Genomic DNA, 13,328 nt, shown 5'->3' on the forward strand with positions numbered 1-13,328 from the left:
CGCTTCCTGTTGCCTTACGTTCGGAGCTGTCGCATGACGTCGCGTCGTTTCAGCCGCCGCTCGTTCCTCGCCACCGGCACCGCACTGGCCGGATGGGCCGCCTTCAGCGCACAGAAAGAAGCCTTCGCCGCGGTGGCCGGACGGGCCGGCGCGAGAGCGGGCGAGGAGTGGAACGCCGCGCCCGGCACGTTCCAGGTCAACCGCGAGCCCGCCCGTCCGCGCCTGATCCCGTACCGCGACACCGCGGCCGCACTGGCCGGGGAGACCGACCGCTCCCCGTACTACCGCTCCCTCAACGGCACCTGGCGCTTCCACTGGTCGAAGAACCCCGACGAGCGCCCGGCCGGCTTCCACGCGCCCGGCTTCGACGACCGTTCCTGGGACCGCATCCCCGTGCCGTCCAACTGGGAGATCGAGGGCTACCCCGAGCCGATCTACCTCAACATCCCTTACCCGTGGACCGGTTACGAGGACCCGCAGCCGCCGCAGGTACCGCACGAGTTCAACCCGGTCGGCTCCTACCGCCGCACGTTCACCGTCCCGGAGGACTGGGACGGCCGCCGTACCCTGCTCTCCTTCCAGGGTGTGAAGTCCGCGTTCTTCGTCTGGGTCAACGGCGAGCAGGTCGGCTACAGCGAGGACAGCTACACGCCCGCCGAGTTCGACATCACCGGCAAGCTCAAGGCCGGGACGAACAGCCTGGCCGTCGAGGTCTACCGCTGGTCCGACGGCAGCTGGCTGGAGGACCAGGACATGATCGACCTGTCCGGGATCTTCCGCGAGGTGTACCTGTACTCCGTCCCGCGCGTCCATGTGCACGACCTCTTCGTGCACACCGAGCTGGACGGCGCCTACCTCGACGCGACGCTGAAGGTCTCGGCGACCGTACGGAACAACGGCGGCACGCCCGGCGGCCACCGGCTCTCCGCGGCGCTGTACGACGCGCAGGGCCGGCCGGCGCTGCCCCGGCCGCTCACCGCCGACGTGCGGTTCGGCGAGGACGAGCAGGTCACGGTCGAGGCCGCCGCCGACGTACGGGCGCCCGCCCTCTGGTCGGCCGAGGACCCGAACCTCTACACGCTCGTGACCACCCTGACCGGCCCGGACGGCAAGGCCGTCGACATCCAGCGCACCCGTGTCGGCTTCCGTTCGGTCGTGTGCGAGCCGGGGAAGTTCACCGTCAACGGCGTGCCGATCGTCTTCCGCGGGGTCAACCGCCACGAGTCCGATCCGGACCACGGCCAGGCGGTGCCCGAGGAGCGGATGGTCCAGGACATCCGCATCATGAAGCAGCACAACATCAACGCGGTGCGCACCTCGCACTACCCGAACGCCACGCGCTGGCTGGAGCTGTGCGACGAGTACGGGCTCTACGTCATCGGCGAGGCGAACCTGGAGACGCACGGCGTCCGCGACCACCTCCCCGCGAGCCTTCCGGAGTGGACCGACGCCTGCGTGGACCGCATGCGCTCGATGGTCGAGCGCGACAAGAACCATCCCTCGATCGTGGTCTGGTCGCTGGGCAACGAGGCGGGCCAGGGCGACAACTTCAAGGCGATGGCGGAGTGGGCCCGCGCGCGGGACTCCTCACGGCCCATCCACTACGAGGGCATGAACTCCGTGGCCGACATGGAGAGCCAGATGTACACCAAGCCGGCCGACGTCGAGAAGTACGGGAAGTCCGGCAACGCGAAGCCGTTCATCCTGTGCGAGTACGCGCACTCCATGGGCAACAGCACCGGCAACTTCCGCGAGTACTGGGACATCATCGAGCGCTACCCGAACCTGCACGGCGGCTTCATCTGGGACTTCTGCGACCAGGCCATCCGGCTCCCGGTCCCGGGCGACTCCCAGCGCACCTACCTCTCCTACGGCGGCGACTGGAAGCCGGGCTACCCCACCGACGGCAACTTCAGCTGCAACGGCGTCGTCTCCGCCGACCGCGTGCCGCACCCGGCGATCCACGAGGTGAAGAAGTGCTACCAGGCCGTCCGGGTGACCGCCGCCGACCTGGCGTCCGGCACCGTGAAGGTCGCCAACAAGCAGCTCTTCCTGGGCCTGGACGCGTACGAACTGCACTGGGAGGTGACGCGTGACGGCGAGCGCATCCAGCACGGCACGCTGCCCGCCCCCGAGGTGAAGCCCGGCCACGACGCCACCGTCCGCATCCCGTACCGGCGCCCCGCGCGGCCCGTTCCCGGCGCCGAGTACTGGCTCGGCCTCTCCTTCGTGCTGCGCCGCGCCACTCGGTGGGCGGAGGCCGGGCACAGCGTCGCCGCCGAGCAGCTGGCCCTGCCCTGGCACGCCCCGGCCCCGGCCGATCCCCCGGCGTCCGCTCTGCCGCCCCTGAAGGTCTCCGAGACGGCCGAAGCGGTCACGGTCAGCGGCAAGGACGTGGAGGTCGTCCTGGACAAGTCCACGGGTACGCTGGCCGGCTACCGCCACCGCGGCAGGACCGTGCTGGCCGGCGGCCCCGTCCCCAACTTCTGGCGCGGGCCGACCGACAACGACATCGGGCGCAAGGCGCAGGAGAGCCTGCGCACCTGGCGTGACGCGGGCACGAAGCGGACGGTGGACGCCGTGCGGACGGCTCAGCCGTCCGCCTCCGAGGTGACCATCGAGGTCACCGCCACGCTGCCCACCTCCTCCGCCGCCTCCACCTGGCACACGCTCTTCACCGTGCGCGGCGACGGCGAGGTCCGCGTGGCCCACACCCTGAAGCCGGGCGCCGACCTTCCCGACCTGCCGATGGTCGGCGCACTGCTGACCGTGCCGGCCGGCTTCGAGAAGCTGTCGTGGTACGGCCGCGGGCCGCACGAGAACTACCAGGACCGGTGCACCGCCGCGTTCGTCGGCCGCTACCGCTCCACCGTGGGCAACCAGTTCGGCCCGTACGTGCGACCGCAGCAGACCGGCAACGCCGTCGACGTCCGGCACGCCTCCCTCACCGACCGGGACGGCGCGGGCCTCACCGTACGCGCCGAACCGGGCGACGACGCGCCCCTGCTGGAGATCAGCGCGCTCCACCACACGCCGCACGACCTCGACGGGCCGCGCCACCCGTACGAGCTGAAGCCCCGCCAGGAGACGGTCCTCGGCGTCAACCACCGCCAGATGGGCGTCGGCGGCAACGACTCCTGGGGCGCGCCCCCGCTGGAGGAGTACCTGCTGCACGCGGACCGGGAGTACACGTACGCGTACCGGCTGATGCCCGCGTAGCGGGACCGGCGGCGGGCGCGGCCGGGGGCGTGGCGTGCGGCCTGGTGCAGCGCGCCGCAGGTCCTTTGCTGATTGAGTGCGCTGGGTCTGGCTACGCGTGGTAGTCGGCGAGGTGGACGAGGACGGCGGTGTCGAAGGCTGCCGCCGGGCTGCCGGTGCGCAAGACCGCGTCGGTCTAGCGTCGGTGGCACTCAAGTCCATGGCGAAGCCCCAGGCATTGTCGTGGTGCAGGACGCGGTGGCGGCAATCCGTCATCTCGCTGTCGCAGGAGTCTTCGTGGCGGGTGCTTTCCTCTGGAGGGACGGGCCTGACCGGGGATCTCCCGACTTCGCCCGCCTGTCCGGCATGCGGCGAACCATCAGAAGGCTGTCGGGGAATGGTGACCACCCAAGTTCCCGGCTGGTGCTCACGTCACGTTGCCGCGCAGCAGCGCCGTCGCCGCGCGCGTGGCGCGGGTGGCGACATCCTCAGAAGAGAGGCGGGAGCGGGTCAGGAAGTCCTCCGTGTCCAGGGTGACGTAGCCGTGGGCCAGGACGAAGAGCTGTTCAAGTAGGAGCAGCGCCTGGGAGGGGTCGGCGTGGCCCGCTTGCCGGGCGAGGTCGAGCAGCAGCGTCATCAGGTTCCGGCCGGCCCGGGCAACGTCGGCGTCGCGCAGCGGCCTCAGCTCCCGGGCGAAGATCACGTCGAGGCCGGCGCCGCGGTCGGACACGTGGCGCACGTATGCCCCCGCGGTGGCCGCGAGCCGGTCGATCGGGTCGGGGCCGGCCGCCTGGGCGGCGGCCTCCATGGACCGGGTGAGCTCGTCGGCGGCCTGTGCCGCGACGACGGCGAGCAGCGCGTCACGGTTGGGGAAGTGACGGTACGGGGCGGCCGTGCTCACCCCGAGCCTGCGGGCGAGTTCGGCGACGGAGAAGCCGGCCATCCCCGTCTCGGAGAGCAGCACGAAGCTCTCAGCGATCAGCGCCGAGCGGAGCCGCCCCCGGGCAGGGCGCTCACTGCCCGCCCCAGCTGCTGCGTCAGTCACTCAGTCCACCTTCCTTGACCATAAGTAAGAGGCCACTTACTTTAGAAGTGATAGCCCTCTCACTTCTAGCACTGGAGGCCGCGCATGACAGGGATCGACGGCAAGGTGGTGGCCATCACGGGCGCGGGCAGCGGGATCGGCGAGGCGAGCGCGCTGCTCCTCGCGTCGCGTGGCGCGAAGCTCGTCCTCGGAGCGCGTCGGAGCGACCGGCTGGAAGCGCTCGTCGCCCGCATCGAGGCCGATGGCGGCACGGCAGCCTGGACGACGACGGACGTGCGTCGCCGCAGGGACCTCGCGGACCTCGTGGCGTACGCCTGCGGGCGCTATGGCGCGCTCGACGTCCTCGTCAGCAACGCCGGGATCGGCCCCATCTCGCCGTTCGACGAGTTGCGGGTCGAGGACTGGGACCAGATGATCGACGTCAACTTCCGCGGTGTGCTGCACGGGATCGCGGCAGCGCTCCCCGTGTTCCGCAAGCAGGGCAGGGGGCAGTTCGTCAACGTCGTCTCGACCGCCGGGCTGCGCATCGTGCCGAACCAGGCCGTCTACGCGGCGACGAAGAACGCAGTCCGCACCGTCTCGGAGGGGCTGCGCCAGGAGGCCGGGCCCGACCTGCGGGTCACCATGGTCTCGCCCGGCTACGTCGCGACGGAGTTCGCCGACTCGGTCACCAGCCCCACCGTCAAGTCGCAGACCCCGGCGGTCGACTTCTCCCTCTCCCCCGACGACATCGCCCGCGCTGTCGCCTACGCGATCGAGCAGCCGTCGAACGTCGACGTCGGCGACATCGTCGTCCGCCCCACAGCACAGAGCTGACGCCTCGCGGGCCCGGCTGAGCGAACTCATCGACGCCCGGGTGCGTTTCCTCTGCAGGGACGGACCTGACCGGGGATCTTCCGGCTTCGCCCGCCTGCCCGGCATGGAGCGAAGCGTCAGAAGACTGTCAGCAATTAATGATCACGCCAGCTTCCGGCTGGTGCTCACTCCAAGGAAACGCTCCCCTTCGTGGCCCATCCACCCGCACCACCGTTGCCACTGGCACGCAAGCAGGAACGCAAGGTGCGCACGCTCGTGGCCGCTGCCGGGACCGGGCAGACGGTGGTGCGGCGCGCACGGATCGTACTGCTGGCCGCGGGCCGGCCCACCACCGCCATCGCCGCCGAGCTCGGCTGCAGTGTGCCCACCGTGCGCACCTGACGCGAACGCTTCCGCCGCCGTGGAGTGGCGGGCCTGTTCGACCGCCCGCGCAGCGGCCGCCCCGAGACCTACGGGCCCAGCGACCGCTGGTCGTCATCGCCGTCGCCACCTCCTTGCCGCCCGAGGGCGAGGCCCGCTGGACGCAGGCGCTGATCGCCGACCACTTAGCCGCACGGGGCCCGGCACCCTCGCGGTCGACCGTGCGCCGCATCCCGGCCGAGGCCAGGGTTCGCCCGCACAAGGTCCGCGGCTGGCTCAACCGCCGCGACGACGAAGCCTTTTGGGCACGGGCCGGAACCGTGTGCCGCCTCTACCGCGATATCCCGCCGGACGCGCTGCTGGTCGGCATCGACGAGAAGACCGGGATCCAGGCCCGCTCCCGCATCCACCCCGCCCAGGCCGCCCGGCCCGGATACGACCGCCGTGTGGAATTCGAGTACAAGCGCCACGGCACCGTCTCCCTCGTCGCCGCCATGGACGTGGCTACCGGCCACGTCCTCGCCGAGCGCATCGAGCGCAACGACTCCGCCCACTTCATCGCCTTCCTGCGGCAGTTGGACCGGCTGACCGACCCGGCCCTGCGCATCCACCTGATCATGGACAACGGCTCCTCGCACACCTTCAGGGCCACCCGCGCCTGGCTCGCCGCCCGCCCGCGCTTCACCGTCACCTACACGCCCAAGCACGCCAGCTGGCCCCACGTGATCGAGCAGTGGTTCTCCGCGCTGACCCGCCGGGCCCTGCGCGGCGGCGACTTCGCCTCCCGCGACGACCTCGAAGCCACGATCACCGCCTTCACGATCCGGCACAACCACACCGCCTGCCCATACCGGTGGCGCTACGACGCGGATACCGACCATGCCCGCTATCTCGCCCACCGCCCCCGGCCCCAGGAATCCGCCCAGGACGACCTTGCCAAGGCCACATGACGATCGCACAGCGTCGCCGCCAACCCGAACAGGACTTGCGACCTACTGCACTAGGGGGCCGGCTGGACCAGGTGCGCCGGCTCTTCCGGGGCGTGCGGGGCCCGGTCGCTGCCGGTCCCCGCGCTGCCGCCCGGTGCTCCGGCCGGTGCGGCGTGCGCGTCCCGGCGTACCAGTGCGGCGTACCGCCCGTCGGCCGCCAGCAGCTCGTCGTGCGTGCCGCGTTCGGCTATCCGGCCGGCGTCCAGGACGACGATCTGGTCGGCGTCGCGGACGGTGGAGAGCCGGTGCGCGATGGTGATGGTCGTACGGCCGGCCGAGAGGTTGTCGATGGCCCGCTGGACGGCGTGCTCGGTACGGGTGTCCAGGGCGCTGGTGGCCTCGTCGAGCACCAGGACCGGCGGGTCGCGCAGGATCGTGCGGGCGATGGCCAGGCGCTGCTTCTCGCCACCGGAGAAGCGGTAGCCGCGCTCGCCGACGACGGTGTCGTAGCCCTCGGGCAGGGCGGCGATGTGGTCGTGGATCTGGGCGGCCCGCGCGGCGCGCTCGATGTCCTCGTCGGTCGCGTCGGGCTTGGCGAAGCGCAGGTTCTCGGCGACCGAGGCGTGGAAGAGGTAGGTCTCCTGGGACACCACGCCGACCGAGCGGGCGAGGGTGTCGAAGTCCAGCTCGCGGACGTCCACCCCGTCCAGGGTCACCCGGCCGCCGGTCACGTCGTACAGCCGCGGCACCAGATAGCTGAGCGTGGACTTGCCGCTGCCGGTCGGGCCGACCACGGCGAGGCTGCCGCCCGCGGGGACGGTCAGGTCGATGCCGCTGAGCGTGGGCGCGGCGGCGGGGTCGTACGCGAAGGACACGTCCTCGAAGCGGACCTCGCCGCGGGGCTTCGCCAGCCGTACCGGCTGCTCGGGCTCGGTGATGGCCACGGGCAGGTCGAGGTACTCGAAGATGCGCTGGAACAGCGCGAGCGACGTCTGCATCTGCACGCCGGTGGTCAGCAGCGAGGTGGCCGGGCGCAGCAGGCCCTGCTGGAGGGAGACGAAGGCAACGAGTGTGCCTATGGAGAAGACCGGCCCGCCGATCCGGAGGACGATGCCCGCCGCCCAGTAGATCAGCGCGGGCATGGCGGCCATGACGATGCCGATGGTGGCCATGCGCCAGCGGCCGGCCATGTTGGCGCGTACCTCAAGGTCGACCAGGCGCTCGGACTCGGCGGTGAAGTTCCGGGTGAGCGAGTCGGCGCGGCCCATCGTGCGGCCGAGCAGGATGCCCGAGACGGAGAGCGATTCGGTGACGATCGCGGACATCGTGGCCATCTGCTTCTGCCGCTTGGTGGTGATGCGCTTGCGCTCGTTGCCGACGCGGCGGCTGACCCAGACGAAGAGCGGCAGCAGCAGGAGCGAGACGACGGTGAGCCGCCAGTCCAGGGCGATCATGGCCACGACGGTGGCGACCACGCTGGTGAGGTTGGAGACCAGGGAGGTCGCGGTGGAGGTGACGGTGGCCTGCATGCCGCCGATGTCATTGGCGATGCGGGACTGCACCTCGCCGGTGCGCGTACGGGTGAAGAACGCCAGTGGCATCCGCTGGAGCTTGGCGTAGACGCCGGTCCGCAGATCGTGCATGACGCGCTGGCCGACGGTGGTGGAGATCAGCGTCTGGAGCACACCGAAGACGCTGTTCATCACCGCGGTGACGATCATGCCGAGCGCGAGCAGGCTGAGCAGTCCGGTGCGCCGCTCCGGGATCGCCACGTCCAGGACCTCGCGCAGCAGGAACGGCGAGGCGACGGAGACCAGGGACGCGGCGGCCACGAGCAGGCCGACCACGGCCAGCCGGCCGCGGTAGGGACGGAAGAGGCGGAGGATCCGGCGCAGCTGGACGGGCTGCTGCTCGTCCTTGGGCGGTGGGGTCCAGTCGACGTTTTCGGGGCGCAATGAGCTCCTTCGAGCGGTGGAGGGGGGTCGGGAGCCCGGCGGGGCCGAGCATCCGTCGAGCGTCGTTCGCCGAGCGTAGCCCATTGTTACCTATACTCACAATGAACTTTGTCCTGATACCCTCCGGGCATGCCCTCCCCCCAGACCGAGCCCGGCACCGGAACGCGCGCGCGGAAGGACGCCGGCCCGCGCGCCGACGCGCCCGCCGCCCCCGACACCGACCTCGCCGAACAGCTGGTACGGCTCACCCGGCGCATGCACCGCGCCCAGAAGCGGCATCTCGAACCGCTCGCCCTCACCCCCGCCCAGTCCCGGCTGCTGCGTATCGTGGCGCACTGCGACACCCCGCCCCGGATGGCGGACCTGGCAGCGCGGCTGGACGTCGTCCCGCGTGCCGTGACCACCCTGGTGGACGCCCTGGAGGCGGCGGACGCGGTACGCCGGGTGCCGGACCCGGCCAACCGCCGGGTGGTGCGGATCGAGCTGACCGAGACCGGCCGCACGACACTCGGGGCGCTGCGGAACGCGCGCCGGGCCGCCGCGGAGGACATCCTTGCTCCATTGACCGCCGACCAGCGCGAGGTGCTCGGCGGTCTGCTGGCCACCCTGGTCGACGGGCCGGGGCGGCACCGCTGACCCGATGGGCCGCTGACGAGGAGTAGCCATGCCGTTGCTGGAGCCGGAACCGACCGCACTGCGGCCCGCCACCACCGAGGGCCCGGCGGTCGACCGGGTGACGGACGAGCAGGCGTCCGGCACCCCCGAACCGCTGCGCGGCGACCTGACCGCGCTGCTCGGCCCGGAGAAGGTCCTGCACGGCCTCTCCGACCTGGTGAAGTACGCCTCCGACGCCAGCCCGTACCGGTTCGTCCCGCAGGTGGTCGTGGTCGCCGAGGACATCGACGACGTCTCGGCGGTCTTCTCCTACGCGCACGGCCGCGGCCGGAAGGTGGTGCTGCGCGCCGCCGGCACCTCGCTCAACGGGCAGGCGCAGGGCGAGGACATCCTCGTCGACGTGCGCCGGCACTGGGACGGCATCGAGGTGCTGGGCGACGGCGAGCGCGCCCGCATCGGTCCCGGCACGACCGTCGCACGGGCCAACATCACCCTCGCCCGCCACGGCCGCCTCCTCGGCCCCGACCCGGCCAGCGCCCTCGCCTGCACCGTCGGCGGCGTCGTCGCCAACAACGCCTCCGGCATGACGGCCGGCACCACCCGGAACTCCTACCGCACCCTGGCCTCCGCCACCGTCGTGCTCCCGTCCGGCACCGTCGTGGACACCGCCGACCCGGCCGCCGACGAGGAGCTGGCCCACGCCGAACCCGCGCTGTGCGAAGGGCTGCTGGCCCTGAAGGCGGAGATCGAGGCCGACCCGGAGCTGGTCGCCCGCATCCGCGCCAAGTACACCCTCAAGAACACCAACGGCTACCGGCTCGACGCCTTCCTCGACGGCGCCACCCCCGTCGAGATCCTGCGCGGCCTGATCATCGGATCGCAGGGCACCCTCGGCTTCATCGCCGAGACCGTATTCGACACCCTCCCGCTGGGCCGCCGCACCTCCACCGCATTGCTCTTCTTCCCCGATCTGCGGGCCGCTGCCGCCGCCGTCCCGCGCTTCAACGAAGCGGGCGCGCTCGCCGTGGAGCTGATGGACGGCAACACGCTGCGCGCCTCGGTGCGCGTCGCCGGAGTGCCCGCCGACTGGGCGGCACTCCCCACGGAAACGACCGCGCTGCTCGTGGAGTTCCGCGCGCCCGACGAGGAGCGGCAGGCGGCGTACGAGGCCGCCGTCGAGCAGCTGCTGGACGACCTGGAACTGGTTGCTCCGGTCGAGTCCGTCACCAACGAGTTCACCCGCGACCCGGGCACCATCGCGGGCTACTGGAAGGCCCGCAAGGCGTTCGTCACCGCGGTCGGCGGCTCCCGGCCCTCCGGTACGACGCTGATCACCGAGGACTTCGCCGTACCGCCCGAGCGGCTCGCCGACGCCTGTACGGCCCTGCTGGAGATGCAGGCCCGGCACGGCTTCGACGCCGCGGTCGCCGGCCACGCCGCCCACGGCAACCTGCACTTCCTCCTCGCGTTCGACGCGGCGAAGCCCGAGGACGTGGCGCGCTACGCGGCGTTCATGGACGAGTTCTGCCGGATGACCGTGGAGCGCTTCGACGGCTCGCTCAAGGCCGAGCACGCCACGGGCCGCAACATCGCGCCCTTCCTGGAGCTGGAATGGGGCCCGCGCGCCACGGACCTCATGTGGCGGATCAAGGACCTGTTCGACCCGCACGGCATCCTCGCGCCCGGCGTCGTCCTGACCCGCGACCCGAAGGCCCACCTCCACGGCCTCAAGACCATCCCCGAGGTCGAAGCGGTCGCCGACCCCTGCATCGAGTGCGGCTTCTGCGAACCGGTCTGCCCCAGCCGCGACCTCACCACCACGCCCCGCCAGCGCATCGTGCTGCGCCGCGAGATGATGCGCCAGCACCCGGACTCGCCGGTGACCGACGCGCTCCTGGACGCCTACGGCTACGACGCGGTGGACACCTGCGCGGGCGACTCCACCTGCAAGCTGGCCTGCCCGGTGGGCATCGACACCGGCGCGATGATGAAGGACTTCCGGCACCGGCGGCACTCCCCGCGCGAGGAGAGGACCGCCGCGCTCACCGCGAAGCGCTTCAAGACCGTCGAGGCGTCGGCACGGCTCGCGGTCGCGGCGGCGGACCGGATCGGGCAGCGGCTCGGCGACCGGCTGCTGGAGACCGTGACGGACGCCGCCCGCAAGGCCGTACGCCCCGATCTCGTACCGCGCTGGCTGCCCGAGGTACCGGGCGCCGCGGCCCGCCGGCTGCCGCCCACCCGCAAGCAGGACGCGGTCGCCGTCTACTACCCGGCCTGCGTCAACCGGATCTTCGGCGAACCGAACGGGTACCGGGGCCCCTCGCTCCCCGAGGCCGTCGTCGCGGTCTCCCGGCGGGCCGGGAAGCCGGTGTGGATCCCGGACGACGTCGCGGGCACCTGCTGCGCCACGATCTGGCACTCCAAGGGCTACGACGCGGGCAACGCCGTGATGGCGAACCGGATCGTCGAGGCGGCCTGGGGCTGGACCGCCGGCGGCCGCCTCCCGCTGGTCGTGGACGCGTCCTCGTGCACGCTGGGCATCGCCCACGAGGTGGTCCCGTACCTCACCGAGGACAACAAGCAGCTGCACGCCGAGCTGACCGTCGTCGACTCCGTCGTCTGGGCGGCCGAGGAACTGCTGCCGCACCTGGAAGTGGTGCGGACCGTGGACTCCGCGGTGCTGCACCCCACCTGCTCGATGCGCCACCTGGGCGACGAGGCGCAGCTGCGTACGGTCGCGGAGGCGTGCGCCCAGGAGGTCGTGGTGCCGGACGACGCGGGCTGCTGCGCCTTCGCGGGCGACCGCGGGATGCTGCACAAGGAGCTGACCGAGGCGGCGACGGCCCGGGAGGCGGCCGAGGTGACATCCCGTCACTTCGACGCGCACCTGTCGGCGAACCGCATGTGCGAGGTGGGCATGGATCACGCGACACGGGGCCGCGGGTACTACTCCGTCCTCTTGGAGCTGGAACGCGCGACGCGGCCCGCCTGAGGGGCGGGCCGCGCCTCACGTGCGCGCGTTCAGCTCCTGGCGTCCACGTGCAGGGCCACCGCGCCCTTCGCGGGGACGGTCAGCTGCGCCTTGCCGTCGTCGCCGACGGTGACGGTGTTGCCGTCGCAGTCGTCCGGCGCGGCCTTGGCGACGTTGCAGTAGGTACCGGCCGGCAGCGAGGTCGCGAAGGACTGGGACAGCTCACCGTCCCCGGCGTTGAGGGCGACGAAGCCCTTGGCGCCGCGCCCGAAGGCGATCGCGCTCGACCCGTTGTCCCACCAGTCGGTCAGCTCGGCGCCGCCGACCGCGTTGCGGAAGCCCACCATCCCGGTGATCTCCTGCTTCGCGTGCATGTTCGTCCAGCCGTCAGCGCCGCTGGGCGGGCCCGCGTCCTTGTCGGACCACTCGTAGCCGGAGAAGACGTTCGGCGAGCCGTAGGGCGAGGCCAGCATGAAGGCATTGGCGAGCGTGTACGCCGCGCCGTCCTTGTAGGTGAGCGTCGAGCCGTTACGCTCGGTGTCCCAGTTGTCGACAAAGGTACGTGCCGACTCGCTGCTGAGCTTTCCGTCGGCGATGTTCTTGAGCTGGGCGATGCTGCCGCCCTGGAAGGCGCTCTTGAGGTGGCCCCCGTAACGGAACTCGTCGACGTCGCCGACGCCCTTGTACTCGTCGGGCTGCACCGCCTCGCCGCCGCCGTAGATGACTTCGGAGACCCAGAAACCCGGGTCGCTCATCTTGCCCTTGATCGCGGCCATGTCGTCGGCCGCCATGTGCTTGGCCGCGTCGATACGGAAGCCGTCGACGCCGAGGGAGCGCAGGTCGTCGAGGTACTTCGCGATGGTGGTCCGGACGGCGTCGCTGCCGGTGTCCAGGTCGGACAGCCCGACCAGTTCGCAGGTCTGGACGTTCTCCCGGTTGCCGTAGTCGGAGATGTCCTTGCGGCAGGCGTGGAAGTCCTGGTCCTGGAAGTACCCGGGATAGTCGTACTTCGTGTACTGCGTGCCGCCGGTTCCGGTGCCGGACCCGGACGACATGTGGTTGATGACGGCGTCGGCGACGACCTTGACGCCCGCTTCGTGGCAGGCGGAGACCATCGACGCGAAGGCGTCCCGGTCGCCGAGCCGCCCCGCGATCTTGTAGCTGACCGGCTGGTACGACGTCCACCACTGGTCGCCCTTGATGTGCTCCGAAGCGGGCGAGACCTCGACGTAGCCGTAACCGGCCGGGCCGAGCTGATCGGTGCAGATCTTGGCGACGTCCGCGTACGGCCGCTCGAACAGCGTGGCGGTGACGGTCTTCTCTCCGGGCGGGGTGGCCTGCGAGCTCCACGGGGCGAGCGCGGCGAGGCCGCCGGCGACGAGCACACCGGCCAGCGTGCCGCCGAGTATCCGGGATCGGTGATGCAGCATGCGGCTCCT

The 13,328-nt window shown here is 71.5% G+C and carries 9 protein-coding genes; 6 read left to right on the forward strand and 3 right to left on the reverse strand.

The window, feature by feature from the left end:
• Positions 1-33: 33 nt before the first annotated feature.
• Positions 34-3,219, forward strand: a complete 3,186-nt coding sequence (lacZ, locus tag ACZ6WH_RS15055; RefSeq protein ID WP_469728656.1) for a beta-galactosidase, LacZ type — start codon at positions 34-36, stop codon at positions 3,217-3,219.
• Between the two features lie 406 nt (positions 3,220-3,625).
• Here lacZ and ACZ6WH_RS15060 read toward each other — a convergent pair whose 3' ends face one another.
• Complete coding sequence (locus ACZ6WH_RS15060; RefSeq protein ID WP_469728658.1) at positions 3,626-4,243, reverse strand: TetR/AcrR family transcriptional regulator; 618 nt, start codon at positions 4,241-4,243, stop codon at positions 3,626-3,628.
• Positions 4,244-4,327: 84 nt separating this feature from the next.
• Here ACZ6WH_RS15060 and ACZ6WH_RS15065 point away from each other — a divergent pair, with 84 nt between their 5' ends.
• From ACZ6WH_RS15065 to ACZ6WH_RS15075, 3 genes are all read left to right on the forward strand, one after another.
• On the forward strand, positions 4,328-5,059 hold the full coding sequence (locus ACZ6WH_RS15065; protein WP_469728660.1) for an SDR family oxidoreductase: 732 nt from the start codon (positions 4,328-4,330) through the stop codon (positions 5,057-5,059).
• Positions 5,060-5,248: 189 nt separating this feature from the next.
• On the forward strand, positions 5,249-5,440 hold the full coding sequence (locus ACZ6WH_RS15070) for a helix-turn-helix domain-containing protein (RefSeq protein WP_469728963.1): 192 nt from the start codon (positions 5,249-5,251) through the stop codon (positions 5,438-5,440).
• 95 nt (positions 5,441-5,535) lie between these two features.
• A complete protein-coding gene (locus tag ACZ6WH_RS15075) occupies positions 5,536-6,369 on the forward strand; it encodes an IS630 family transposase (RefSeq protein ID WP_469728965.1) in 834 nt (277 codons plus the stop codon).
• A gap of 50 nt (positions 6,370-6,419) precedes the next feature.
• On the opposite strand, the gene ACZ6WH_RS15080 is transcribed toward ACZ6WH_RS15075, so the two are convergent.
• The gene (locus ACZ6WH_RS15080) at positions 6,420-8,303 is read right to left on the reverse strand and encodes an ABC transporter ATP-binding protein (RefSeq protein WP_469728662.1); all 1,884 of its coding nucleotides are present in this window, start codon (positions 8,301-8,303) and stop codon (positions 6,420-6,422) included.
• Between the two features lie 129 nt (positions 8,304-8,432).
• Here ACZ6WH_RS15080 and ACZ6WH_RS15085 point away from each other — a divergent pair, with 129 nt between their 5' ends.
• On the forward strand, positions 8,433-8,939 hold the full coding sequence (locus ACZ6WH_RS15085; protein ID WP_469728664.1) for a MarR family winged helix-turn-helix transcriptional regulator: 507 nt from the start codon (positions 8,433-8,435) through the stop codon (positions 8,937-8,939).
• Positions 8,940-8,967: 28 nt separating this feature from the next.
• A complete protein-coding gene (locus tag ACZ6WH_RS15090) occupies positions 8,968-11,910 on the forward strand; it encodes an FAD-binding and (Fe-S)-binding domain-containing protein (protein WP_469728666.1) in 2,943 nt (980 codons plus the stop codon).
• Between the two features lie 29 nt (positions 11,911-11,939).
• Here ACZ6WH_RS15090 and ACZ6WH_RS15095 read toward each other — a convergent pair whose 3' ends face one another.
• Positions 11,940-13,319: an alpha-amylase gene (locus tag ACZ6WH_RS15095; protein ID WP_469728668.1), complete on the reverse strand. Its 1,380-nt coding sequence runs from the start codon at positions 13,317-13,319 to the stop codon at positions 11,940-11,942.
• Positions 13,320-13,328: the final 9 nt, after the last annotated feature.

It is taken from the genome of Streptomyces sp. NPDC050806 (assembly GCF_055586425.1).